Raw genomic sequence first — 24,012 nt, 5'->3', positions numbered from 1 at the left:
TAGCGAATTCGATAATCAGCTGTTTCCAATTTTATTTCTAATCGCCACGATGTGAAAAATTTTGCCGCTTTAGCGCTGAGGTATCCTGTTATGTGAAATTCGATGGCATCGGATTGACAAATGGAGTGCCGAGTTTCTTTCAATCAGGTTGTGTTGCGGTTTGGGGACATGCGATTAAACCGGACTGGATTGTTGTGCCTTCTGAAAGGTGTTTTGGTAGACTGGTAACCAAAGTAGTAAAAGAGACACAATTAAAAGTAGTTTTGCTCCACCCATTGGGCGGATTGCAGACAGGAGACCGGCTGCGAGGCGCCACGCCCGCAATTGCCGAGACGAATTTCTGTGCCCGTCCTCCACGTGAAGCTCCTAATAAGTTGATGCCCATTCGGGTATTGCCGGCGAGGCAATACCGCATGTAGTCGGTCATTCCTTTTAAAACGGTATGGAGGAGAGGATGAAGGTGAAGAAGAGTTTGGTTGCCGCCGCGTTGATGTCGGTCGGTGTGGTTGCGCAAGCTCAAACGAGCGTGACGCTGTATGGCCGGCTGGATGCCGGCATCGAGTATATAAGCGGCTTGCCGGGCAACAACGGTACCGGGTCTACCTCGCGTTGGCGGCAGGAGAGTGGCGACTGGGGTACGAGTCTGTGGGGCCTCAAAGGCTCCGAGGATCTGGGTGGCGGTACCAAGGCCGTGTTTCAGTTGGAAGGTGCGTTTAGTACTGCTACAGGCTCGCTGGGTTTGTCGGGCTCTCTGTTTGACCGGATTGCTAACGTCGGACTTTCGAACGACCAGTTCGGTACGTTCCTGATGGGACGTCAGTTGCAGATCGCTAACGGCGACTGGGACTTCGATCCGTTCGGCCAGTCGAACTGGTCGTCGGCCTCGCTGGTTCGCGGCCGCAACTGGGAACACACCAGCAACAACCTGTCGTACCAGTCGCCGAAGATCGCTGGCTTTGACGCGTATGGCCAGTATGGCCTCGGCAACTCCACCAACTGGAATGAAGGCGTAGCCGGTGCGGCAACCGGCCGTAGCGACGGCCTGCAGGTTACGTATACCAATCCATTGTTCCAGGTGCGCGGTATCTACGACGAAATTCGCGACCCGCTCAACGGCCAGCTCGACAATCCGTTCACGGCATCGCGTGAATACTTCGTCGGTGCAAACCTGTTCCTCGGTCAATTCAAGGTCCAAGCCAGCTATACGGCTGAGCGCACCTCGGGTGGCGTGGTCACGCCAGTCGGTTCGCCAACGTCGCCGAGCACGGCCGACATGGAATGGGGTGGTGTGACGTGGCAGGCCACGGCGGCTGCGGCGCTGATTGCTGCGGTCTACCACGTGAACACGAACAACGGCGGCGGCAACGCAACCATCTACACGGTGGGCGGCACGTACAACCTGTCCAAGCGTACCTTGCTCGATTTCCAGGTTGCGCAAGTGCGTAACAGCAGTACCGCCAACTTCGGTCTCGATGCCAACAGCGAAGGTCCTGGTGGCCTGACCAACGGCTCGTTCAACGAGAACCCGACGCAAGGCCGTACCCAGACCGGCGCGTACGCGGGCATTCAACACTCGTTCTAACGTAACGGAAACCGGCAACGGCGCTGGCACTGGCGCCGGACTGCCGGGTTTTTTCACGCTGCCACGAGAGGCGCGTCTCGGCGCGATGCTTTTGAGCATGGCGCCATTTTTTATTTATGCCTCCGGCGCGCCAGTCAGTGCAGGGTGCCAAACTCCACTTTGCCGCCTTTCATGACCACATGAATGTGCTCGCCTTGCCCAGTCAGGCAGTTCAGGTCTTTGAGCGGATTCCCGTCGACGATGAGCAGATCGGCAAATGCCCCGGCCGCAATACGCCCGAGCTTGCCTGTCATGCCGAGCACTTCGGCGCCTATCGTCGTTGCGCTGCTGATGATTTCGGCCGGCGTCAGGACTTGCGCGCGAATCGTGAATTCGTCGCTTTGGAGGCGGTGTGACGGACCGAGCAGGTCGGATCCAAAGCCCATCTTCACCCCGGCACGTTTAAAGATTTCCAGCGACTGCAGACCCGCCACGCGCACGGTTTCGATCTTGGCTGCGCTCTCGGCAGGCAAACCGTATTTCACGCCCTCGCTGTGTAGCGCCTCATAAGCGACGAGGGTAGGCACCACGAAGGCGCCGTGCTCGGCCATCAGTCTGGCGGTCGGCTCATCGATCAGATTGCCATGCTCGATCGTGCGTACGCCGCAGCGCACCGCGCGCTGCATCGACGCGGCGGTATAGGCGTGCGCCATCACGTAGGTGCCGCGACCCTGCGCCTCCGCGACGACCGCGCGGATTTCGTCCTCTGAGTAGCCGAATGCCCCGATTGGATCGGTCGGCGATGCAACGCCTCCGGATGCCATGATCTTGATCTGGTCTGCGCCCATCTGTAGTTCTTCGCGTACGGCCTTGCGAAGCTCGTCCACGCCGTCGACCACCCGGCTCAAAGCGCCGACCCGGACGCAACAATTGCACGGAGCGTCCGGGACGATGAAGTCGGCGCGCCCGCGCGTGTCGCCATGACCGCCCGTCTGGCTCAGCGCCCGGCCGGCGATGAACAGGCGCGGCCCTTGGGCGAGTCCCATCTCGACTGATTGCTTGAGCGCGAGGCCGGAGCCGCCAGCGTCGCGCACGGTCGTGAAGCCGCGCCGCAAGATGCCTTGCATGATCGGCAAAGCCTTCAGCGTGACGAACACGTTGGGCATTCGCACCTGACCCGGCAGGTCGAATTGCGTCGCGATCATGTGAGCATGCAAATCGATCAGCCCCGGCATGATGGTCTTGCCTTTGAGGTCGACGACGTGAGCGCCCGCCGACGATATCGGCCGGTCGGACACTTCGCGGACGGTGTCGCCTTCGACGAGCACTTCGTAGCCGGGCCGCAATTCTGCCTCCAGCGGATCGAGCAAAGCGCCGTTTTTAAACAGGATGCTAGTCATGCAGGGTCCTCCTCCAGGATGTCATCGGGTTCGCGCCAGCGATGGGTCATCGTGTGCGTCATTGCCTCGATTCAACCAGTTCGAGACGATCGTTGCCGGTGCTCGCGGCAATGTCTTCCAGCGACCTGCCCCGCGTGGGCACACCCATCAACACAACGGCCACGGCGCCGATCAGCAGCACCAGTGTGGTTGCACCGAACACGCCGGCGAACCCGAACACGGGGTAGAGATATCCGACCAGGATTGGCGCCGCGATCGCGCCCAGCCGACCGATAGCGGAAGACACGCCCATGCCGGTTGTGCGCACATCGGTGGGGAAAACTTCAGGCGTGTAGGCGTAGACGCCGGCGTACGTGCCGTTCATAAAGAACGACAGGAAGATGCCCGAGACCATGATGCCGCTGTTGGTGTGGGTCAGCGCCATGCCGAGTGCGGCCATGCCGCCAAGCACCATGTACGAGGCGATCGTCGCTTGCCGGCCGATTTTCTCGTTAAGCCACGCGCCGGAAAAGTAGCCTGGTATCTGCGCGAGATACATGGCGAGCGAATAGGAGAAGCTGCGCGTAATGGTCATACCGCTTTGCACCAGCAGCCCGGGAATCCACGTGAAGAATGCGTAATAGCTGAACGTGATGGAAAGCCACATCAGCCAGGCCATTGCGGTGGTGCGTGCGAGCCTAGCGGACCACAACGTTTTCAGATTCCCGAGTACCGTCCTGCCGTTTGTGGTCACCGGCGCGGCGGGCACGTCCAACGATTCCAGCGGCGCGAGCTCGACCCCTGCCGCCCGCAATTCCGCCTCGATTCCGGCGACGATCACCTCCGCCTCCGCGGTGCGGCCCCGGCTGTCGAGCCAGCGAGGCGATTCGGGCAACGCCTTGCGCCACCACAGCAGCATCACGATGGGCAACGCGGTGAGAATCATCACCGCACGCCACGCGTCCGGACCGAGCGGGATCACGAAATAGCCGAGCAGGGCGGCCGCAACAAAGCCGAACGAAAAGAACGAGGCGAGACTCCCGGTGAAACTGCCCCGATATTTCCGGGCCACGAACTCCGACAGGAACGGTGCCACGATGGCACTCTCCGCGCCGGTGCCGATTCCCGCGATAATTCGTGTCACGATGAAAAAGGGCCAGTCGTTGGCGATGGCGCTTGCCACGGAGGCCGCGCAATAGATGGCGAGCGACCACATCATGACCTTGCGGCGGCCGATCAGGTCGCCAAGGATGCCCGCCACCGACGCGCCCACGAAATAGCCGATAAACGTGCCACTGCCAAGTACGCCGGTCTGCACGCTGGTCAGGTGCCATTGGACTCGCAGCACGGGCAGCAGGAAGGCCAGCACGGCGGCGTCCATGGCATCGAAGACATACCCCAGCCCGCCCATGAACAGCAACCGGCGGTGGAAGCTGGAATACGGCATCCGCTCGATACGGGCGGGAATCGTCGACATAGCTTGCCTCCAGAAGAAGATCGCAAATGGGCGATGGTTCGGCCAGCCTGATGTTCCGGGCGAGAAAAATGGTCGCGACAGCGGGTGACGCGCGAGTACCACTCCTCAAATTGACCACGATGGGTGGTTTGAGTTTAGGCAGACGAAATTGTCGCGTCTTGAATACAACGGGCGCTTAAGATGCGCATTTCGGCACAGGGGCCCGCGATCGCGCACCTTGTTGGCGGAAGCGGGTCTTCCTTGACGGGACCTGTTGCGACTTCATTCTCGCCGCATCTAATCTGTTTATCGGCCTGTTTTGCCGTGAATTGCCGCTGACATTTCCTTCGATATTCGACGGGTCCCGCCAATCCCTTGTTGGACGGGCCTGTGGAGAGATACTCTTTCCTGTAAGACACGCTCCGCAACACCGAATCTCCGCACGTTTTCGTCAATGTATGCGGTTAACCCCCCCTTTTGATGTTCCCCTCCCAGGGCTACCTTTCGTCCTGACAGGCGGCGCCGTTCCGGCGGCCGTCCTATGCGTCCGCAATGTGCAGGGATTACACAGCCATTACGCAGAAACGAGCGGACGGACGCGACTCTCTGGAGAAGTACTGGCATGGCACGGATTATTGGCGGCATCGCCGCCTCGCACACACCTACGATCGGCTTTGCGTTCGACAAGAACAAGCGTGACGACCCCGTCTGGGCGCCGATCTTCGAAAACTTCGCGCCGCTGGCCGCCTGGCTGGCGGAAAAGAAACCCGACGTGATCCTGACCATTTACAACGATCACGTCACCTCGTTTTTCTTCGATCACTATTCGGCCTTCACGCTAGGCGTCGGCTCGGAATGGCAGGTGGCGGACGAAGGGGGCGGCGCACGCGATCTGCCCTCGATAAAAGGGCACCCCGGGTTGGCCGCGCACATCGGCAATTCTCTGGTGACCGATGAGTTCGACATGTCGTTCTTCCAGAACAGGGCGCTCGATCACGGTTGCTTCTCGCCTTTGTCCATGTTGTGCCCGCACAAGCCTGAATGGCCGGTGAAACTGGTGCCGCTGCAGATGGGCGTGCTGCAATTGCCGGTGCCCAGTGCGCGGCGCTTCTACAAGCTCGGGCAAGCGCTGAGGCGCGCCATCGAAAGTTATCCCGAAGATCTCAAGGTCGCGATCCTCGCCACCGGCGGCCTGTCGCACCAGGTGCACGGCGAGCGCGCCGGATTCAACAACACGGAATGGGACCAGCGCTTCCTCGACCTGTTCGAGCACGATCCGGAGCAACTGGCCGACATGACGCTGGCCGAATACGCCGAACTGGGTGGCTTCGAGGGCGCGGAAGTAGTCATGTGGCTCACCATGCGCGGCGCGCTGCCGGCCAATGTCACCTGCAAGCACCGTAGCTACTATCTGCCCTCGATGGCAGGTATCGCCACGGCAATCTACGAAGGTGAGGATGGCGAAACGAATCCTGCGGTCGTGGAACGTCATCGTCAGCGCATGTCGGTCCAACTCGCCGGCATCGAGAAACTCGAGGGCACGTACCCGTTCAGTATCGAAACGGCGGTGCGCGCTTACCGCATCAACGAATACCTGCATCGCATGGTCGAGCCTGCCCAGCGCGAAGCGTTCCTGCGCGATCCCGAAGCGAGCTTCGAGGCGGCCAGCCTGAGCGAGGAAGAACGGGACCTGATCCGTCGCCGTGACTGGCGCGGTCTGCTGCACTACGGCGTCATCTTCTTCATGCTCGAAAAACTTGGCGCTGTCACGGGAGTGTCGAACCTTCACATCTATGCCGCCATGCGCGGCGAAACGCTGGAAGAGTTTCAGCGCACCCGCAACGCGCCGGGCGCTTTGTATTCAGTGGCAGGAAAAACTGCAGGAAAACTGGATTGGGATAGTACGGGGAAAAAGAAGGGCGAGTAAGCGGACCGTTCGTGGGGCGTCTTTCGCATGATGACCCCACGCGACTCTAAATAACCACTGCATGGGGCAGGCGGACCATGGCGGTCACGCCCGAAGCGCAGGCAAGGAGACAGGAGAAAGCAGATGGCAAGCGGTAAAACGATTGATATCAAGGCCTTTATTGATGACCGGGCGATCTCGGCGTATCAGTGGCTACTGGTGGTGCTGTGTTTTCTCGTGGTCACGGCAGACGGCATGGATGTCGCCATCATGGGATTTATCGCACCCTCGATCATTCACGACTGGGGCATTTCACGACCCGCATTCGGTCTGGTGATGAGCGCGGCGCCGATTGGTCTCGTGATCGGTGCGCTGACAGCCGGCCCCGCTTCGGACCGTATTGGCCGCAAGTGGGTGTTGATTACGTCGATTTTCCTGTTTGGTATTTTCACGATCGCGACGGCTTTTACCCAGTCGCCCGCGACCATGGCATTGCTGCGATTGCTGACGGGCATTGGCCTCGGCGCCGCGATGCCGAACACGACGACCTTGCTGTCGGAGTACGCACCGCAGCGCAAACGTGCGCTGCTGATCACGATCATGTTTACCGGCTTCAACCTGGGCTCAGCGCTGATCGGCTTTGCTGCCGGCTGGCTGATCCCTGCTCATGGTTGGCGCGCCGTGTTGATCTTCGGTGGCGTGCTGCCGTTGGCGCTGATTCCGTTGCAGGTCTGGTTGCTGCCTGAGTCGGCTCGTCTGCTGGCAGTGCGCGGCGTCGCATCCGCGCGGATTGGCGCTATCTTGGGCCGAGTAACCGGCACACGCTTTTCCGGTGACGAGGTCTTCGTCTCGAACGAACCGCCGTTGCCCACGCGCAAGCCGATCGGCGTGCTGTTCGCGCATGGCTACGGCGTCACGACCGTGGCGCTGTGGGTCACATACTTCATGGGCCTGCTCGTCATCTATCTGTTGACCGGCTGGCTGCCTACGCTGATGAAGGACGCTGGATTGACGGTCAGCACGGCTGCCAACGTGACGGCCATGTTCCAGATCGGCGGCACCATTGGCGCGATTCTGGTCGGTTGGGTGATGGACAAGGTCCGGCCCGCGCCTGTGATCAGTGCCGCCTACGTGGGCGGCGGTCTGTGCGTGCTCGCGTTGGGCTGGATCGGCGCCATGTCCTCGTCGCTCACGTTGCTGGTGTTCCTCGCTGGCTTCTGCATGAGCGGTGCGCAGACGGGCTTGAATGCCTTTGCGCCGAGCCGGTATCCGACGGTTGCGCGTGCAACCGGTGTGAGCTGGATGCTTGGCGTGGGCCGCTTCGGCAGCATCTTTGGCTCTGCGATCGGCGGCGCGTTGCTCGGGCTCGGCTGGCAGTTCGGCGCCATTCTCGCGATGCTGGCTGTGCCCGCCGCATTGGCCGCTATCGCCATCTTGCTGGCCCAGCGTACCAACGCCAGCGAGGCGGTGCCGCAGCCGACCGCGGCGCATTAAACAATTCGGCGCGCTCGCCAGCCAGCGTGGCGCGCTGAAACCTGCTTCAGTTATCTGGAAACAACGATGATCATTGATATTCACGGCCATTACACCACCGCTCCGAAGGCGCTGGAGGCGTGGCGCAACCGTCAGATTGCGGGCATCAACAATCCCGCAGAGCGGCCGAAGGTCGCCGAGTTGCAGATCAGCGATGACGAACTGCGCGAATCGATCGAGAGCAACCAGTTGCGGCTGATGCGCGAGCGCGGTCTCGATCTGACGATCTTCAGTCCTCGTGCAAGCTTCATGGCGCATCACATTGGCGACTTCGAAGTTTCCAGCACCTGGGCGGCGATCTGCAATGAGCTGTGCTATCGCGTAAGCCAACTGTTTCCCGATCATTTCATTCCCGCGGCCATGTTGCCGCAAAGCCCGGGTGTCGACATCGCCACCTGCGTCCCCGAACTCGTCAAGTGCGTGGAGCAATACGGCAACGTTGCGATCAATCTGAATCCGGATCCGTCCGGTGGTCACTGGACCAGTCCGCCGCTGTCTGACCGCTCGTGGTATCCGATCTACGAGAAGATGGTGGAGTACGACATCCCCGCGATGATCCACGTGAGCACAAGCTGCAACGCGTGTTTTCACACCACCGGCGCGCACTACCTGAACGCGGACACCACTGCCTTCATGCAGTGCCTCACATCGGATCTGTTCCGCGATTTTCCCACGCTACGCTTTGTGATTCCGCACGGCGGCGGTGCTGTGCCTTACCACTGGGGCCGCTTTCGCGGACTGGCGCAGGAACTGAAGAAGCCATTGCTCAAGGATCATCTGCTCAACAACGTGTTCTTCGACACCTGCGTCTATCACCAGCCGGGCATCGACCTGCTGACGCGCGTGATCCCGGTGGAGAACATTCTGTTTGCGAGCGAGATGATCGGCGCCGTGCGCGGAATCGACCCGGAAACAGGCCACTATTTCGACGATACGAAGCGTTATGTCGAAGCCGCGCACATGAATGCGGACGACCGTTACAAGATCTACGAGGGTAACGCGCGACGTGTCTATCCGCGCCTCGATGCAGCATTGAAATCCCGAGAACGTTAAAGGAAGGAAGATCGGTCATGTATGAACTGGGAGTCGTATATCGCAACATTCAACGCGCAGATCGTGACGTGGCGGCCAGGCTGGGCGCGCTCGGCTCTGCAACCGTGCACGAGGCGATGGGCCGCACCGGCCTGATGAAACCGTACATGCGGCCGATCTATAGCGGCGCAAGCGTAGGCGGCGCGGCCGTGACGGTGCTGCTGCAGCCGGGCGACAACTGGATGCTCCATGTGGCGGCGGAGCAGATCCAGCCGGGCGACATCGTCGTTGCGGGTGTCACGGCGGATTGCACCGACGGCTATTTCGGCGATCTGCTGGCGACCAGCTTTAAAGCTCGCGGCGCCGTTGGACTGATTATCGATGCAGGTGTGCGCGACGTGAGCGTGCTCACCGAGATGAAGTTTCCAGTGTGGAGCAAAGCGATCTCTGCCAAGGGTACAGTCAAGGCGACGCTGGGCTCCGTGAACGTGCCGGTGGTATGCGCAGGCGCACTGGTGAATCCCGGCGATGCCGTAGTGGCGGACGAGGACGGCATCGTCGTGGTGCCTGCTGCCTCAGCGGCCAAGGTCCTGGAAAAAGCGGCTGCGCGTGAAGCCTTCGAAGGCGAGAAACGAGCCAAGCTTGCCTCCGGCGTGCTGGGTCTGGACATGTACAACATGCGCGAACCGCTGCAGAAGGCAGGTTTGCGATATATCGATTGAACAGGACGGCAATCGAGGCCATGCACGAAATCGAAACCATGAATCAGGCGATCACGGGTGTCTCTTCAATGGCCACCCGTGATGTGCTGGCCGAATTGAGCGCCGCCTATGAGCGGCGTTCCGGACGGAGGGTGCTGATCGAATCGAAGGGCGGCGTTGTCGCGGCCCGTCTCGTTCAGGATGCCGAACCGTTTGACATTGTGGTGCTGGCGGCTGATGTGATCGAGCGGCTCGCAGAAGCGGGCCGCGTTGTGCCGGGCAGCCGGGTCGATCTTGCGCGTTCGGGCGTCGCGGTAGCGGTGGCCGCAGGTGCGCCGCGACCCGATATCAGCACTGAAACTGCAACTCGCGACGCCATTCTCGCCGCGCGCAGTATCGGCTATTCGACAGGACCTAGCGGCAAGAAACTGGTTCGTCTGTTCGAGCGCTGGGGCATTGTTGAGACCATCGCGCCGCGTATGGTGCAGGCGCCGACTGGCGTACCAGTCGGCACGCTTGTCGCACGAGGCCAGGTCGAGCTGGGGTTTCAGCAATGGAGCGAGATGATGCATGTGCCAGGCATCGATGTCATTGGCGCGCTGCCGCCTGAAATCCAGATCATCACGTTATTCTCGGCCGCTATCTGCGCGGTGTCCGAGCAGCGCGAAGCAGCTCAGGCGCTGCTGTCGTTTCTGGCGTCGCCCGAGGCTGCTTCGGCCAAGCTGGCTCATGGGATGGAGCCGGCCTGATAAGCCGGCCTTATGTGCGAGCCCGTCTAGCGGGCCTATGTAAGTCAACAGGCCAGCGGTTTACGCTGGCCTGCTTCAAACGTTTCCATTTCTACTGAGTCATCGACACGCAGCCCGGATCATCCTCGCGGATAACCGGGCTGCGATGCATCGTCAGAACATGTGGCGAATGCCGATCTGTGCGCCGGTTTCGCTCTGACCTGCGCCTGGCGTCAGGAACGATCCCGTTGTGATGCTGGCGCCAGTCATCTTGTACGCGGCCGTGTTGGAGTTGTTCAACCTCGATACCACTGCGTACAGTCGGGTCGCCTTGGAGAGGTCGTAGTTGACGATGGCGCTGAACTCGCGCGCCGTGTTGTCGAGCGACGAACTATCCGTGATGAACGCGTACCCAGCCCCTATGCTAAAGAACGGGTTGATGTGGTAATCGGCAGAGAACGAATAGGTATTGTGGTAATTGCCTGCCACGTTGCCGACCACGCCTGTCGCCGGGTTGTATTTCCCGGCGGGATTGGCCAATGCATTCCCGGTCGTTGAGGAGATGATGTCATTGGCTCTGAAGAAGCCGAAATAGATCTTTCCCCAACCGTAGTCGTAATTGGCGCCCGCCATGGCTTCCTGAACACGCACACTGTTCGTTGGGTTGGCTGCATTCAGGTAAGCCAACGCAAGATAGACCGGACCAACGTTCGACTGGACGGCTGCCTGATAGACGGCATTACCCGCCGTGTCACCCGCTTCCCCGCCCACCGAATAGTGAAGCTCGACCTGGGTGCCGTAGAACTTCGGCGAGATATACGCAATATCGTTATCGACGCGAGCCTGCCAGTTGGCAAAGTTGTTGAAGCCGGACCCGTAGGTCGCCGCGCTAAACGCGTCCAGATTGCCGCTCCAGGCGAACATTGGCGTGTTTTGACGGCCGAGCCTCACGTCACCGTAAGGCGACGCAATACCCACCCATGCCTGCCGGTCGAAGAACCGATAGGCGTTCTGCATGGAGCCCGTGCCTGGATCGAAGCCGTTCTCGAGGTCGAATATCGCGCGGTAGCCGCCGCCAAGATCCTCGCTTCCGCGTAGGCCCCAACGGCTGGTGAGTTCTCCGTTGTTGCCGAGCGCAACCAGAGACTGGCTCTTCCCGCCGGTTTTGCTGGACTGGTATCCCACAAACTCGTCGAGTACCCCGTACAACGTGACCGATGATTGTGCCTGCGCGTGTTCCGCAGAGATGATCCCCAGAACCGATATAATAAGTACTGCTGTTTTACGTGGATTCATTTTTTTGCCTTGCTCCTCTTGCCTTTATCGCTCTAGACTGGATTCGTCGAACTACGCACCCGGATGCGATGCCAGCAGTCTCTTCACGGTCAGTGCGAGCGGCACCGTGAAGCAGAAGTGCGACATGAAGCCGCCAATGATGACGGCGGGGTCGTAGTAATTCGGGTGATTGTCCGAAGCGATCGAGATGGCCACGTGCATCGCGATCCACGCGATGATGGCGTAGAACAGCGCGATGAAAGTCGCTTCGTACCCGCGGCGACGGAAATACGGCCAGATGAGAGCAAACAGGACACCCCAGCCGATTGCGAAGGAGAAGTGAATCAAGGTGCCCAGAAGATACGCCCAGATGCCAAGCGCTTCCTGCACAGCTTTGCCGAACACGAGACCCGTCGCGTTGCGCGGAATGCCCGCCAGCGGCATCAGGTGTTGCACCCCAACCCAGATCAGCGCTTCGTAAATCCAGATGCATACCGCACCGGTCAGGCCGCCAATCGCGCCGGCACGAAATAGGGTTTTCAGATCCTGCTTGTCCGAGTTCAAAGCCGAACCCTTGTTGACGTCGTTACCGCTCATGCTGAAGTTACCGCTCATGTCTACTCTCCTCGAGAAAGCCCCGTATAAAACGTCATGGTGCGAATGATCCGCGCCACTTCGCGTGCTGAGCTACGTGTACCCGGCTCATGCAAAATCGAATACGCTGCGGTGGCCGTGCGGCCATAACAACGTGATCCGTTGGGACACGAAGATATAGAAAGTAGGGATCGTGCTGAAAGTTGGGGTTAACCATTCGCGATCCGTATAAAGTGCGGATCCAGCACCATTTTGCGTTTGCGGTGAGGCGGCGTAAGCTTCTGAAATCCGTACTGTGTAAGGAACTGTTGGTATCCCGAAGCTTTGGCGGATACGCTTGCAGGCAACGGTGATATCCGCAGGGTCATAAAGAAATCAGATGGGAAAAGAATGAAGTCGCAATCTCGTCTGTGCACGCAATACAACAGTGGCAGGGGTGTAAGGAATGCCTGAATCAACGGAGGGAAATCCTTTCTGCGTCCGCCTGGGACTCGCTCTCGTCGCGGGGGCTTTCGAAACATCCCGCTTCAATCTTTGACCGATGACCGACGATCACCGTGAGCAACAACGAACTTCTCAATCTGGCCCATCTGCGAGCGTTCAAACTTGTTGCCGACACAGGCAGCGCGACACGCGCTGCCGCCGAGCTCTTTCGCGCGCAGTCGGCCGTGACCCGGTCGGTGCAGGAACTCGAATCGGCGCTCGAGGAACCGCTCTTCGAGCGCAAGCCGTCCGGCATGTTGCCCACGCCGACGGGGCGCGCCGTGCTAAAGCGGTGTGAGCGGATCTTTGCCGAAATCGGCGAGCTGGCACTGTGGTGCGCGCTTAGGCAGGCTCGCCGGCGAGTGCCTGCCGAAGGCACGCTGCCGGCCTACCTGCTCAACACGCGGCGCCTGCAGATTTTCCGGGCACTGGCGCGTCATCGTCACATGCCCACCGCCGCGAGCGCGTTCGGCATCAGCCAGCCGGCTGTCAGTAGTGCTATCCGGGTTCTCGAAAGCGGCTCGGGTTTGCGGCTGTTCCATCGCGGCCCGCGAGGCATCCTGCTGACCACCGAGGGCGAGACCTTCCTGTTGTACGTGGGACGCGCGTTGAACGAACTGCGCCACATACCAGATGACATTGCTGCGCTGCACGGCAACATTCAGGGGGCCGTGACGGTCGGCGCGTTGCCGCTTGGCCGCACGCTGATTCTTCCCAATGCGATTGCCCGTCTGAGTGCGCAACATCCGGGGGTGCGGGTCATAACGGACGAGAGTGCCTATGAAACGCTGGTGGCCGGCCTGCGGGCGGGCGACATCGATTTCATTCTTGGTGCGCTGCGGGACAATGAGCCAACCAGCGGCCTGCAGAATGAGAGGCTGGTGACCGAAGACATGGTTGTGCTGGCCCGCCGGGATCATCCCCTCGCAAATGTGCGCGGTCTGACCATGGCGGACTTGCGCCAGGTCCAGTGGATTGTGCCGCGCATCCATGCTCCGGCCCGCGGGCTGTTTGAATCGCAGTTTCGCCGCTTGAAGCTGAAGCCGCCCATGCCCACGGTCGAAACGGCCGACCTGGCTGTGATTCGCGGACTGCTGCTGCACACCGACATGGTGACGGCGCTCTCGGCGCAGCAGTTGCATTACGAGTGCGAGTCGGGCCAACTCGTCGTGCTGGACGTACCGTTGCATAACACGCAGCGCGATATCGGCTTGACGGTGCGGGCAGAAGGGACGCCGTCGCCCGCGGCGCGCGCCTTGATCGATGCGATCCGCCTGTCTGTAGGCGCCCTCAGGCGGCCGGGGTTTCGAGCGCCAGTGGCATCAAACGAGGGCGCCACATCCTTGACGTGAGCCGGCGGCAACGCCAACACCGGTATTCCCGGTACTAGTATGAGTAATGGACTGGATGTCTACCCGGAGACGCCGTAGGATCGCAAACTGTCGCCCCTGAAACCGTTTCGTGGGGTAAAGCAGCGGCAATACTCAACGGACCGCCAATAGGGTCCGTTGAATGACGGCCACGTCTTCCCCGGATCGAATCATGGCGAACCCGCCCGCTAGCGTCTCGCAGCCTCCAATGCCGCCCGCCCAGGACGGCGCCGCCCATTGGCGCCGTAACCTCATTGTCTGTGTCTTCGGCTCGTTCACCACCATTGTGGCGATGACCCTGCTGCTGCCGTTCCTGCCGCTTTATGTCGAAGAACTGGGCGTCAAGAGCCATGCGGCGATTGTGCAATGGTCCGGTGTCGCATATGGCGCGACCTTCCTGTCCGCCGCTTTAACCGCTCCTTTGTGGGGGCGGCTCGGCGATCGTTACGGCCGCAAGCTGATGCTGATTCGCGCCAGCCTGGGTATGGCGGTTGCCATGTCGCTGATCGGTATGGCGCACAACGTCTGGCAACTGGTGGCGTTGCGACTGCTGGCAGGACTTCTTGGCGGCTACGCGTCGGGGTCCACCGTTCTGGTCGCCACCCAGACGCCGAAAAGTCGCTGCGGCTGGGCGCTTGGTGTGTTGTCGTCGGGGATCATGGCCGGCAATCTTGCGGGTCCTTTGATTGGCGGTTCGTTACCTCCGCTGATCGGTGTGCGCGCAACCTTTTTTGCCGCCGGGGCACTCATTTTTGTCGCGTTTCTCGCTACGGCGTTTCTTCTCAAGGAAGACCCGCGACTTGCGCCGAAGAAGACCAAGAAGCAGCAGGTCGACTGGCAGGCCATCCCGGACCGGCGCCCCGTCGTCGCGATGCTCGTCACCGGTGCGTTGCTGATGGTGGCGAACATGTCGATCGAGCCCATTATCACGGTGTTCGTCGCACAGATCGTCGAGGTGCGTCAGGTGACCTTTGTGGCGGGACTGGTGATGTCCGCCGCGGCCTTGGGAAGCATTCTTTCCGCGTCGCGCCTGGGACGGTTGGCTGATCGGATCGGACACTGGAACGTGATCGTCGGCTGTCTGGCGGTCGCAGCAGTGCTTCTGATTCCTCAGGCGTTCGTGATCGCGGGATGGCAACTCGTGGTGCTGAGATTTCTGATGGGAGCGGCGCTCGGCGGTCTCTTGCCGTGCGTGGCCAGTGTCATCAGACACAACGTGCCACAGACGGTTGCAGGAAGAATGCTGGGCTATTCGACGTCCGCCCAGTACACCGGGCAGGTGCTTGGACCTTTGTTAGGCGGGTTCGTTGGAGGACACTTCGGAATGCGCGCGGTGTTTCTCGGAACTTCGGTGCTGATGGCCATTGGCGCGATCTACAACCATATCAACAGGACCGCGCCGAACCGCAAGACCGTCTCGGTTCAGTGAGGGCATTTACTGCCCGCACTGAACGTCCTTTCTTTGCACCACGATAATCGCCGGATAGGTGCCCTGATCGAGTTCCACGCGCGCGGTCACGGTGATCGTCGCGCCGTCGCTGTCGTCGTACACGCTCATCTGTTCATGCTTAAGGTTGGTGACGCCGGTGCAGTCAAATGCACGGCCCTCGTCGGAGATCTTGCATTGGATCTGGTGGTCCGCGAAGTAGCGATACCTGTCTCTGTCTGGGAGCGCGAGGTATTCGCGGAAGCTCTGTGCCGCGCCGCCCACACCGGTGACGTACCCTGAATCGCAATGTTGTTTGGGCGCACCGCCACCCCCGGATGTTTGGGCTATCGCAACGGTGCTTGTGGTCGCGATGACCAGCGCGAGTGTCGATGCAAAGAGATGTTTCATGGCGCGAATCACGATTGTCGGATCGAAGTGAGGGATTGTAACGGTATCGGCGGGAAGAGAGCGCTAGCGGTTCTTCCTGGCGCCAGGTGTCCCAGTTGCACGTCTTAGCTTGCTGAAAGCCTGTGGTTCCCACGCGCGCATGGCAAGCATGAGCGCGGTTCCCGTCTTGTCCGACAACGGAGCGGAGGCGGATTGATCGTGAAGCGCGGCAAACTTCGCCCGCAATCGGGAGAACTCTTCGTTCATCTGATTGAACGCCGCTTTCGTCAACATGCCGTGCACGAAGCTCATCGCGCCATCCGGTCCATCGAAACCGCTATTCATGAAGTCGGGCAGTCCATGCCGCACGAAGAATTGCCGGATGGGGCCACCGGGCAACCAGTCGAAGTCTCGCGCTACCAGCAGGCGGATCCGGTTGCTGGGCTTCAGATTGATCAGGCCCATACGGTCCAGCACGAGCAGGTACTTGATGCATTCTGCCGTTGTTAGCCGGTAGGCCGAGACTATGTCATCCATCGACCAGTGATTGAGCGCACACACCGTTACTAACAGGAATTTCTCATCCGAGACAAGTTGCGCTTCCTGCTGTGGCGTGAGCGTATGGACGAGTGGCTCTGACGTGTCGGCTTCATGCAGGAGTTCGGCCATTGTGACACCGAGCAGGTCGCAGACCTGGGCAAGGCGCTCTACGGTTATGTGCCCGTTGCCTAGCAGGCGCTTCACACTTGCCTCCGAAAGGTCTAGCGCGCTTGCGACCTGTCGATAGGTTAGCCCCGCGGCCTTGAAGCGGCGCTTGAGTGTCGTGACCAATCGCGCGATCTCTGTCATGGAAGTATTGAAATCCGATACCTGACGGCGCATTCTACGCATGTTTGACAAAGAATAGGTGCGAATAAGGCGACCCGGTGACATCCTGCCCCTCATGCCATGAACGGAGGAGGGTCGCCATGTCCACTTTCAATCGCGCAAACGCGCATCGGTACTTGCGAATCGGAGACCTGATATTCATCAGGGTCACCGCAAGGCCATTTCTCGAAGTTGCAAGCGCAACTTGTTCGTGGACGAACCACGTCGGGATCGTTGTTGGCAATCGTGGAGGCGATTGGCTCATCGCGGAGAGTACTTTTCCGTTGTCACGCATCACGTTGTTATCAAAGTTTCTCGCCCGCTCCGAGCATGGTGCGTTTGCGGTTGCGCGACTCAGGCAGCCACTTGGAAACAAGCAGGAAAGCTTACTGGTCTCGGCGGCAACGCGGCGCATAGGGGTTCTGTACGACACCGGCTTCAATCTGGAGTCGCGGCGCCAGTTCTGCTCGCGCTTCGTCCGGGAAGCGATCTTCGAGGCAACAGGCATCCTGATAGGCGACGTCGAAACCTTTGAAATGCTGTTCAGCCGGAATTCGAATCCCCGAACCGGATTCTGGAGACTTTGGTATTTCGGTCGAATTCCATGGCAACGCCGCACAGTGACACCCGCAAGCCTGCTTGAGAGCCCCGATGTCAACGTTCTGCTGGATAACTGGCGCGAGCCCGGCACCGCAGTGCCTGCTGCCGACGATAGGGAATCCTCATCATGCTCCCTATAATCTTTTTTCTCTTCGGTTGCTGCCTGGCGCTGGAGACAATTCGTCCCGGCTGGCGCCTGCCTCATATCCGCACCTGGCCAGTGCGAGTCCTTCTCATGAACGCGGTGCAACTTTGTGTCGTCGTGGTGGCCGGGATGACCTGGGAGAAGTGGCTATCGGCGCATTCGCTGTTTCATTTCTCGCGATACATGACGCCCGGCGTTGGCGGTATCTGCGCCTATTTCATCGCGACCTTTGTGTTCTATTGGTGGCATCGCTGGCGCCATGAATCCGGAGTTCTCTGGCGGCTGTTTCACCAGATTCACCATAGTCCGCAGAGGCTGGAAGTGATCACCTCGTTTTACAAGCACCCGGGAGAGATGGTGGTCAACTCCGTGCTCGGGAGCCTCCTCGTCTACTCGTTGCTGGGCCTTTCAATCCAGGCAGGCGTTGTTTATACGTTTTGCACGGCCGTCGGCGAGTTTTTCTACCACACGAACTGCAGGACACCTCGTTGGGTCGGCTTCTTTTTTCAGCGCCCTGAGATGCATCGTATTCACCATGAACTCGGATCGCACAGGAACAACTACGGCGATATTACCTGGTGGGACATGATCTTTGGAACCTATCAAAACCCCGTTACGTGGGATGGTCAGTGTGGCTTTGACGGCGACAAGGAGCAGAGGCTGAAGGATATGATTCTCTACCAGGACGTGCATCGCCGGTGAGCCGTTCGGCTTCGAGATTCGAAGTTTGAACTTCGAGTCTCGTGCCGTGCGTGTGGCTTTCACGGGCCGTCTAACCCCGCGCGTCGCTAACCACCGCCAGATGCATCTCATGCCGGTCAACAAACCCCAGCTTGCGATACAGCGCTATTGCAGACTGGTTCGATGTGAAAACGTGCAGAAACGGTGTCTCGCCGCGTGCGCTGATCGCCGCAATCAGCAGCTTCATCAGATCGCCGGCATAACCGCGGCCCCGAAACGCCGGATCCACGCAAACGGCGCTAATCTCGGTGAAGCCGTCAAGCCTCATGCGTTCGCCGGCCATCGCGGCCAGCTTGCCCTCACTACGAACACCAATGTATTGACCGAGTTCAATGGTGCGTGGGCCAAAGGGACCCGGCTCCGTGGCAGCGGTCAGAGCGAGCATGTCTGGGACATCGGCCCCGGCGAGGCTGACATGCTGCAGTTCGTTCTGTTGACCGAGCTTGCCTTGCCAGATCATCTGAAGCAATGCCGCGCGCCTGATGACAGAGAACCCGGAAGGCAACGCAACCTCATCCGCGGTAACCAGGGCAACCGAGTCCTGTGCGTCGATCAGCGAACGCAATGCCTCAAAGGACTCCGGGCTGTGATCGGCCACGGCAGCAAAACGCCCGATATCCGTCGGATACCGCCGTGCGCGAGCATCCCCGATTGCCAGGTGATTCTGCTTGCCAGCGAGCGCGTTCCATATCACCGCGTCGAGAGGATGAGTGCCGTTCGCGTCGCTTCGGGGTTTTGCTTCAGACATCGCTTCTCCTGCGTTAAGTCTGTTAAGGCATCGGCAAAGGGTTGTCGATGATCATCTGGTTGAGGTAGTTCACGACCTCATGCTCATTCGGCCCGGCGCTGTTGCGCAACTGCTGGCCCGCTTCAACGACGACCTCCGTGCTGGCGGTCTCGAGCAACGCCATGGTTTCCGCAATGAAGGGTTCCAGTTGCATCGCGCGCGCGTCGCCGCTCTTGTATATCAGATCGGTATCGACCCAGGGCGGTGCGATCTCCAGCACCTGCACGCTTGTCTCACGCAACGCAAAACGTTGGGACAGCGAGTATGAATGGATTGCGGCCTTGGTTGCGCGAATACAGTGCGGCCATCGACATCGGAATGTACGCTACAACCGAACTGTTGTTAATGATAAATGCTTCCGGCTGCTTCTTCAGATGTTCGATCAATGCACCGCTGATCCGGACGGGGCCCAGCAGATTGGTGTTCACCAGATGGACTGCCTGTGCGTCATCCAGTGGACCGGTGACATCGTCGAATGGCATGATGCCCGCGTTGTTGATGAGGACATTGAGCGCCGGGTACTTTTGCTTCAGGCTCTCGGTCACGCTGGCGATTTGCGCCGGACTGCTCACGTCGATCTCGACTGCATCCATGCCGGGGTTGGCCCGCGTCACTTCATCGAGCAAGGCTTTTCGACGGCCGCCGATAATGACCTTGTTGCCCCTGCTATGAAATGCTTCGGCGAGGCCGCGGCCGATGCCTGAGGTTGCGCCGGTAATGAAAATAGTATTCCCGCTGAGCTTCATGATTCGTACTCCTTTAAGATTACTGTATGAGAAGTATGTTTTGACAGACTAAAAAAGCCGCATACCTGGAAAAATTACTGCTCGAACGCGTGGCGATTGGCTTGCACGAATTCACCAACGGTTTGCGGGACTCGCCCGGTGATCTCACTGATGACGCCGTCCGCTCCGGAGAAAATTCCGTTCTGGTAGTCAACAGCGATCGCGAGAAAATGCTGGATCAGGAATTCCGGCAGACCGTATTTCTCCAGATGCTCGCGATATTGTTCGATGGTCGACGGGCTATAGGTGATCTTGCGGCCCAGGACCTTGCCGATCTCATCGGCAATCTCTTGCTGGTTCAGTTCGACGGGGCCAAGCAACGGATAAGTCTTGCCGATATGGCTAGCCGGTTGTGTAAGCACAGCGGCGATCAGGCGAGCCTGGTCTTCCGCTGCGATTGGCGCATGGCGTCCCGCGCCGTATGGCAGCGTGATCTTGCCTTCCTGCACGATCGAATCGAGCACCCACGGGAAGGTGAGCCATTCGGAGAAGAAGGTCGGGCGAATGTGGACGGTCGGCACACCGGACCAGTCGAGCACACGTTCTGCAATCCAGTGATCGCGTGCGGCATGACTCTTTGAGTCTTCCCGCGCGGAGATCTGCGACATCTCCACGACAACCTCAACGCCTGCGCGTCTCGCAGCGTCCGCGAAGTACGCGGTGGCCTGGATATAGCCGGGAAGCACGGGATAACAAAGATACGCGCCCGTCACACCGGTCATTGCACGAATGACATCGTCATGCTCGAGAAGATCGCCAACCACGACTTCGGCACCTTCCTTGCGCAACGTTGCACTCCGTTCGTCCTCCTTGTGGACGAACGCGCGAACTGCATGTCCACCTTTGAGAAGATTTCGAACCGTATGGACGCCCGTTTTTCCAGTGGCGCCGGTGATGAGGTATTGATGTTGCTTCATGGTGGATTCTCCAATGCGCACTGTGGGTGTATATGCACACAAAAAGTCAAAGAAAGTGACGGATGCAAAATCTCCGGGAATACCTAGATCGCTTCGAGGTGTCGCCTGACGTCCTGCAATACCGACAGTGAAGCGTCGGGGTCTGCAATGATTCGCGACATCGTGATGGCGCCGATCATGGCCGAGAGCGCGAAGACAGCCTCGGACCTTGCCGCTTCCCGCTGCCGGCGCCCGATGCGTTTCGCCAATACTTCGACGAGCTCATCAAACCCGTGTGAGGCCGCGGCGCGGGCCTGTTCGTCGGCGCGTGCCAATTCACTCCCCAGACCGGCAAGCGGGCAGCCATGTTCCGGCTCGTCGCGATGCGTCGACGAAACATAAGCTTCAACGATAGCCCTGAAACCGTCCTTGCCTTCGCTGCCCTTGGCCGCTTCCTCGAGCTCGCCGATCATGGTGGCCAGTCCCGCTTCGCATGCTTCAGCGACCAGTTGATCTTTCGAGTCGAAGTGCCGGTAGAAGCCGCCATGGGACAGTCCCGCCTCGGACATCAGGTCGGCGACGCCAGTTGTCTGGATGCCGTTGGCCCTGAATTCCCGTGCGGCCACCTCGACGATTCGCTGACGAGTCTCGGCGGTTTCTGCCTTGGATTTCCTCATGATTCGTGGCTCCCGGTGACATCATGATTTAGATGATGGTTATCATCTAAAAGAAAGTCAACCCGTCCACGCAGTGCGATTGCGACGCATGATCGATGCATCAGGCGGCCTCACTGGTACATCCCGTTCGGCAAACGGCCATGGTAGGGCGTGTTGCGGCAATGTCCCCACGGACCGAGCCAGTATCCCGGCGGGCAGGCGTAGTTCGAAACGGGGGCCGCAGGTGCGGCGTAAACGACCGGGGCGGTCTGGACGATAACCGGAGCCGCATAACGGCATTGACCCCAGGCATTCCTCCATCCTCCCGGTCCGCAGCCTTGTGCTGCTTGTGCGTTGCCGATGGAAAACGCTAACGCTGTCGTAGCGATAACGAGTGACGCAGTAAGTTTCATGTTCATGATTGGCTCCTGTCGCATGTGTGGGTGAGACGCTCTTGCTGACAGGAGCCATTCTGCGTGGCGAGAATTAGCCAAAAATGAGCGCCTTTGCCGTGGCTGCTTCTTATCGTTTTTGCGAGGCTTCTGGCGTGCGCATCCAGTGGCGCTCAGTCATGAGCCGAGGCGATGTATACGCGCAGCAGCTTGCGAATTTCCGAGAGGATTTGCGTCCGTGTGGCGGGCGCTTCTGTTTCGGCCCGTGTCACGGCTTTGAGCGTATGCAAGACGACAATAGCCATGGTTCTCGACCGGGCGGTTCCCAGGTCGGGAATCGCTCTGCGAAGTATCTTTGCAACGTGGCTACGCATGGCATCCCTGAACTCGACGCGTTTCTCGTCTCGACCGCCGCGTTCCTCCAGCAGTGAAATCGCAAAGCTGTGCTGCGGGCGCACTGATAGCGAGAAATCCACCAGTGCATCGGCCACTTCGTCAGGCGACATGCCCGACACTTTCGTTTCGAGTGCCGTCAACTCCGTCGCGACAAGTTGGGCGTACTGCAGGAGCAGTGCGTCTGCTAGCGCCTCTTTGGATGGAAAGAACCGGTAAAGCGAGCCAATCGCCGTCCCCGACTGCGCTGCAATCTCGGTCATCGTCGCCGCGTCAAAGCCCCTTTCTTTAAACAGCTTGACGCCCGCCTCGATGATGGCCGCGACGCGATCGCGGCCTCGCTGTCTCTTTGGTTCTTGCGCGACGGTAGGACGGGTGGATGGCATGGGAACGAGTTTTTCGCTGAAGATAGTTGAGGTTTTGAGAGCGAATCCTCTCATATTTCCCCGGCCGTTGTAACGAAACAATAGCGCAAGAAAGACGGCTTCTCTTCCCAGGACCTCAAATTACTTATGCGAGGCTTGCCTCTAGTATCTCAATTATGAGAGGATACCCTCGCATATCCAGACAACTCTCAGGTTACCGCCATGTACTACGTCGCAATGTTCTTTTCCGGGCTATTCATCTGCAATTCCTTGCCGCATCTCGCGAGCGGCTTGAGGGGAGAGGCATTTCCCACTCCCTTCGCAACGCCCAGAGGAATAGGGCGTTCGTCACCGCTCGTTAATGTCCTCTGGGGTTGTGCCAACCTTCTGGTTGGAGGCTTTCTTCTTGCGCGCCATGGAATTCCGGCCGCGACCGACCCCGCGCTCGTCGCAGGATGTCTTGGTTTCGTCGTGATGGGCGTTTTTTCGGCGATCCACTTCGGCAAAGCCCGCAAGACGTGGGAGTAGCGACTCGGTATGAAGCCGACGCGCACGCTCGCCGCGAGGCGAGGCGCTGCGATCGACACGCGAGGCCCGCGGCCCGGACCTAGGCCTTCAGCGCCTCGATCAGCGCCCTCAGCCCGGCCGACTGATGTCTGCGGCTCGGGAAGTACAGAAACAACCCCTCGTCGATAGCGCTCCAGTCTTCGAGGCATCGCTTGAGTTTCCCGCTACGCAGATAAGGCGCCGCTCGATCTTCCCAGACATACGCGAGCCCTAGGCCGCGTGCGGCGGCGTCTGCCATGAGTTCCTGACTATCGACGGTGAGCGGTCCATCGACTTCGACCTGGACGACTTCGCCGTTTCTGAAGAATTCCCAATGAAAGATCGTGCCGCTCGGAAACGCATAGCGGATGCACGTGTGGTTCTTCAGATCGTACGGTGTGCCTGGAATCTGCTTTCCCTTGAAGTACCCCGGCGAACCGACGACGATAAAGCGGAACTTCGATTTGATACGCACCGCAATCATGTCCTGCGTCAGACGCTCGCCAAAACGAATGCCCGCGTCGAAGCCTTCCTCGACAATGTCGACCAGCGTGTCGGTCGCGATTATCTCCAGCTTTAGCCCAGGGTTGCTCTTTAGCAGCGTCTCTATGGCGTCGCCAAGCACAAACGGCGCAATCGAGTTCGGAACGTTGATGCGCACCGTGCCGAATGGTGTCGCACGAAACGAGTTTAGTTCATCCACTGCTGCCCGCATGTCGGTCAGCGCGGGTTCTAGCCGGGCACGCAACATCTCGCCGGCTTCGGTCAGCGAAACACTCCGCGTGGTGCGATGGAAAAGCCGCACGCCGACCCGGGACTCGAGGCTGCGGATTGAATGACTGATCGCCGAGGACGAGGTGCCTCGTTCGGTAGCCGCCTGCCTGAAGCTCAAGTGCCTCGCGACCGCCGCGAACACGGCCAGCTCTGCCAGCTCAGCGTTTTCCATTGATGAATTTCATTCAGCATCGTACGAAAGATTGGCCACTTTATCATAACAATTTGGAG

The 24,012-nt window shown here is 59.6% G+C and carries 23 protein-coding genes and 1 pseudogene; 11 read left to right on the top strand and 13 right to left on the bottom strand.

Annotated features, from left to right (window positions below; all coding sequences use genetic code 11):
• Positions 1-460 precede the first annotated feature (460 nt).
• On the top strand, positions 461-1,582 hold the full coding sequence (locus tag P3T24_RS28600; protein WP_429408852.1) for a porin: 1,122 nt from the start codon (positions 461-463) through the stop codon (positions 1,580-1,582).
• Positions 1,583-1,716: 134 nt separating this feature from the next.
• Here the strand turns inward: P3T24_RS28600 and P3T24_RS28595 are convergent, their stop codons facing one another.
• Both P3T24_RS28595 and P3T24_RS28590 read right to left on the bottom strand, forming a co-directional pair.
• Entirely contained in the window at positions 1,717-2,961 is a 1,245-nt protein-coding gene (locus P3T24_RS28595; protein ID WP_429439869.1) for an amidohydrolase family protein, read from the bottom strand.
• A gap of 58 nt (positions 2,962-3,019) precedes the next feature.
• Complete coding sequence (locus tag P3T24_RS28590) at positions 3,020-4,417, bottom strand: MFS transporter (protein ID WP_429439866.1); 1,398 nt, start codon at positions 4,415-4,417, stop codon at positions 3,020-3,022.
• 601 nt (positions 4,418-5,018) lie between these two features.
• Here P3T24_RS28590 and P3T24_RS28585 point away from each other — a divergent pair.
• From P3T24_RS28585 to P3T24_RS28565, 5 genes are all read left to right on the top strand, one after another.
• Positions 5,019-6,323 (top strand): gallate dioxygenase, encoded by a 1,305-nt coding sequence (locus P3T24_RS28585; protein WP_429439863.1) that lies wholly within the window; start codon positions 5,019-5,021, stop codon positions 6,321-6,323.
• Between the two features lie 123 nt (positions 6,324-6,446).
• Positions 6,447-7,796, top strand: coding sequence for an MFS transporter (locus P3T24_RS28580; RefSeq protein ID WP_429286421.1), 1,350 nt, complete (start codon positions 6,447-6,449; stop codon positions 7,794-7,796).
• 66 nt (positions 7,797-7,862) lie between these two features.
• Complete coding sequence (locus P3T24_RS28575; RefSeq protein ID WP_074265642.1) at positions 7,863-8,888, top strand: amidohydrolase family protein; 1,026 nt, start codon at positions 7,863-7,865, stop codon at positions 8,886-8,888.
• A 17-nt stretch (positions 8,889-8,905) separates the two neighbouring features.
• Positions 8,906-9,589, top strand: a complete 684-nt coding sequence (ligK, locus tag P3T24_RS28570) for a 4-carboxy-4-hydroxy-2-oxoadipate aldolase/oxaloacetate decarboxylase (protein WP_074265641.1) — start codon at positions 8,906-8,908, stop codon at positions 9,587-9,589.
• Positions 9,590-9,609: 20 nt separating this feature from the next.
• Positions 9,610-10,317 carry a substrate-binding domain-containing protein gene (locus P3T24_RS28565; RefSeq protein ID WP_429439859.1) on the top strand — a complete coding sequence of 236 codons (708 nt, stop codon included), beginning with the start codon at positions 9,610-9,612 and terminating at the stop codon, positions 10,315-10,317.
• Between the two features lie 153 nt (positions 10,318-10,470).
• Here the strand turns inward: P3T24_RS28565 and P3T24_RS28560 are convergent, their stop codons facing one another.
• Positions 10,471-11,592 (bottom strand): porin, encoded by a 1,122-nt coding sequence (locus tag P3T24_RS28560; protein ID WP_429439857.1) that lies wholly within the window; start codon positions 11,590-11,592, stop codon positions 10,471-10,473.
• 51 nt (positions 11,593-11,643) lie between these two features.
• Positions 11,644-12,186, bottom strand: coding sequence for a hypothetical protein (locus P3T24_RS28555; protein WP_074265639.1), 543 nt, complete (start codon positions 12,184-12,186; stop codon positions 11,644-11,646).
• A 536-nt stretch (positions 12,187-12,722) separates the two neighbouring features.
• Between P3T24_RS28555 and P3T24_RS28550 the strand changes: the two genes are divergently transcribed.
• Together P3T24_RS28550 and P3T24_RS28545 are read left to right on the top strand one after the other, a co-directional pair.
• Entirely contained in the window at positions 12,723-14,000 is a 1,278-nt protein-coding gene (locus P3T24_RS28550; protein WP_074265638.1) for a LysR family transcriptional regulator, read from the top strand.
• A gap of 190 nt (positions 14,001-14,190) precedes the next feature.
• Positions 14,191-15,447 (top strand): MFS transporter, encoded by a 1,257-nt coding sequence (locus tag P3T24_RS28545; protein ID WP_429439854.1) that lies wholly within the window; start codon positions 14,191-14,193, stop codon positions 15,445-15,447.
• A 6-nt stretch (positions 15,448-15,453) separates the two neighbouring features.
• Here the strand turns inward: P3T24_RS28545 and P3T24_RS28540 are convergent, their stop codons facing one another.
• Entirely contained in the window at positions 15,454-15,855 is a 402-nt protein-coding gene (locus P3T24_RS28540; RefSeq protein ID WP_429439852.1) for a hypothetical protein, read from the bottom strand.
• A 63-nt stretch (positions 15,856-15,918) separates the two neighbouring features.
• Positions 15,919-16,683 (bottom strand): helix-turn-helix domain-containing protein, encoded by a 765-nt coding sequence (locus P3T24_RS28535; RefSeq protein WP_429439849.1) that lies wholly within the window; start codon positions 16,681-16,683, stop codon positions 15,919-15,921.
• Positions 16,684-16,802: 119 nt separating this feature from the next.
• On the opposite strand from P3T24_RS28535, the gene P3T24_RS28530 reads away from it, so the two are divergent.
• The gene (locus P3T24_RS28530; RefSeq protein WP_429439847.1) at positions 16,803-17,441 is read left to right on the top strand and encodes a YebB family permuted papain-like enzyme; all 639 of its coding nucleotides are present in this window, start codon (positions 16,803-16,805) and stop codon (positions 17,439-17,441) included.
• Entirely contained in the window at positions 17,429-18,148 is a 720-nt protein-coding gene (locus P3T24_RS28525; RefSeq protein ID WP_429439844.1) for a sterol desaturase family protein, read from the top strand. The genes P3T24_RS28530 and P3T24_RS28525 overlap by 13 nt, the downstream gene beginning before the upstream one ends.
• Before the next feature lie 70 nt (positions 18,149-18,218).
• Here P3T24_RS28525 and P3T24_RS28520 read toward each other — a convergent pair whose 3' ends face one another.
• From P3T24_RS28520 to P3T24_RS28495, 6 genes and pseudogenes are all read right to left on the bottom strand, one after another.
• Positions 18,219-18,935, bottom strand: coding sequence for a GNAT family N-acetyltransferase (locus tag P3T24_RS28520; protein WP_429439842.1), 717 nt, complete (start codon positions 18,933-18,935; stop codon positions 18,219-18,221).
• A gap of 22 nt (positions 18,936-18,957) precedes the next feature.
• Positions 18,958-19,720: pseudogene (locus P3T24_RS28515) on the bottom strand (SDR family oxidoreductase).
• Positions 19,721-19,794: 74 nt separating this feature from the next.
• Positions 19,795-20,676, bottom strand: a complete 882-nt coding sequence (locus P3T24_RS28510; RefSeq protein ID WP_429439839.1) for an NmrA family NAD(P)-binding protein — start codon at positions 20,674-20,676, stop codon at positions 19,795-19,797.
• 83 nt (positions 20,677-20,759) lie between these two features.
• Positions 20,760-21,332: a TetR/AcrR family transcriptional regulator gene (locus P3T24_RS28505; RefSeq protein WP_429439837.1), complete on the bottom strand. Its 573-nt coding sequence runs from the start codon at positions 21,330-21,332 to the stop codon at positions 20,760-20,762.
• Between the two features lie 110 nt (positions 21,333-21,442).
• Entirely contained in the window at positions 21,443-21,730 is a 288-nt protein-coding gene (locus tag P3T24_RS28500; protein WP_074265631.1) for a GCG_CRPN prefix-to-repeats domain-containing protein, read from the bottom strand.
• A 146-nt stretch (positions 21,731-21,876) separates the two neighbouring features.
• Positions 21,877-22,536, bottom strand: coding sequence for a TetR/AcrR family transcriptional regulator (locus P3T24_RS28495; RefSeq protein ID WP_429439834.1), 660 nt, complete (start codon positions 22,534-22,536; stop codon positions 21,877-21,879).
• 147 nt (positions 22,537-22,683) lie between these two features.
• On the opposite strand from P3T24_RS28495, the gene P3T24_RS28490 reads away from it, so the two are divergent.
• On the top strand, positions 22,684-22,989 hold the full coding sequence (locus P3T24_RS28490) for a hypothetical protein (protein WP_429439831.1): 306 nt from the start codon (positions 22,684-22,686) through the stop codon (positions 22,987-22,989).
• A gap of 79 nt (positions 22,990-23,068) precedes the next feature.
• Here P3T24_RS28490 and P3T24_RS28485 read toward each other — a convergent pair whose 3' ends face one another.
• The gene (locus P3T24_RS28485; RefSeq protein ID WP_429408663.1) at positions 23,069-23,953 is read right to left on the bottom strand and encodes a LysR substrate-binding domain-containing protein; all 885 of its coding nucleotides are present in this window, start codon (positions 23,951-23,953) and stop codon (positions 23,069-23,071) included.
• Positions 23,954-24,012: the final 59 nt, after the last annotated feature.

The organism is Paraburkholderia sp. GAS33 (assembly GCF_050436645.1).
In the GTDB taxonomy this organism is placed as follows: Bacteria; Pseudomonadota; Gammaproteobacteria; order Burkholderiales; family Burkholderiaceae; genus Paraburkholderia; species Paraburkholderia phenazinium_B.
This window is presented reverse-complemented; position numbering and strand designations above follow the sequence as displayed.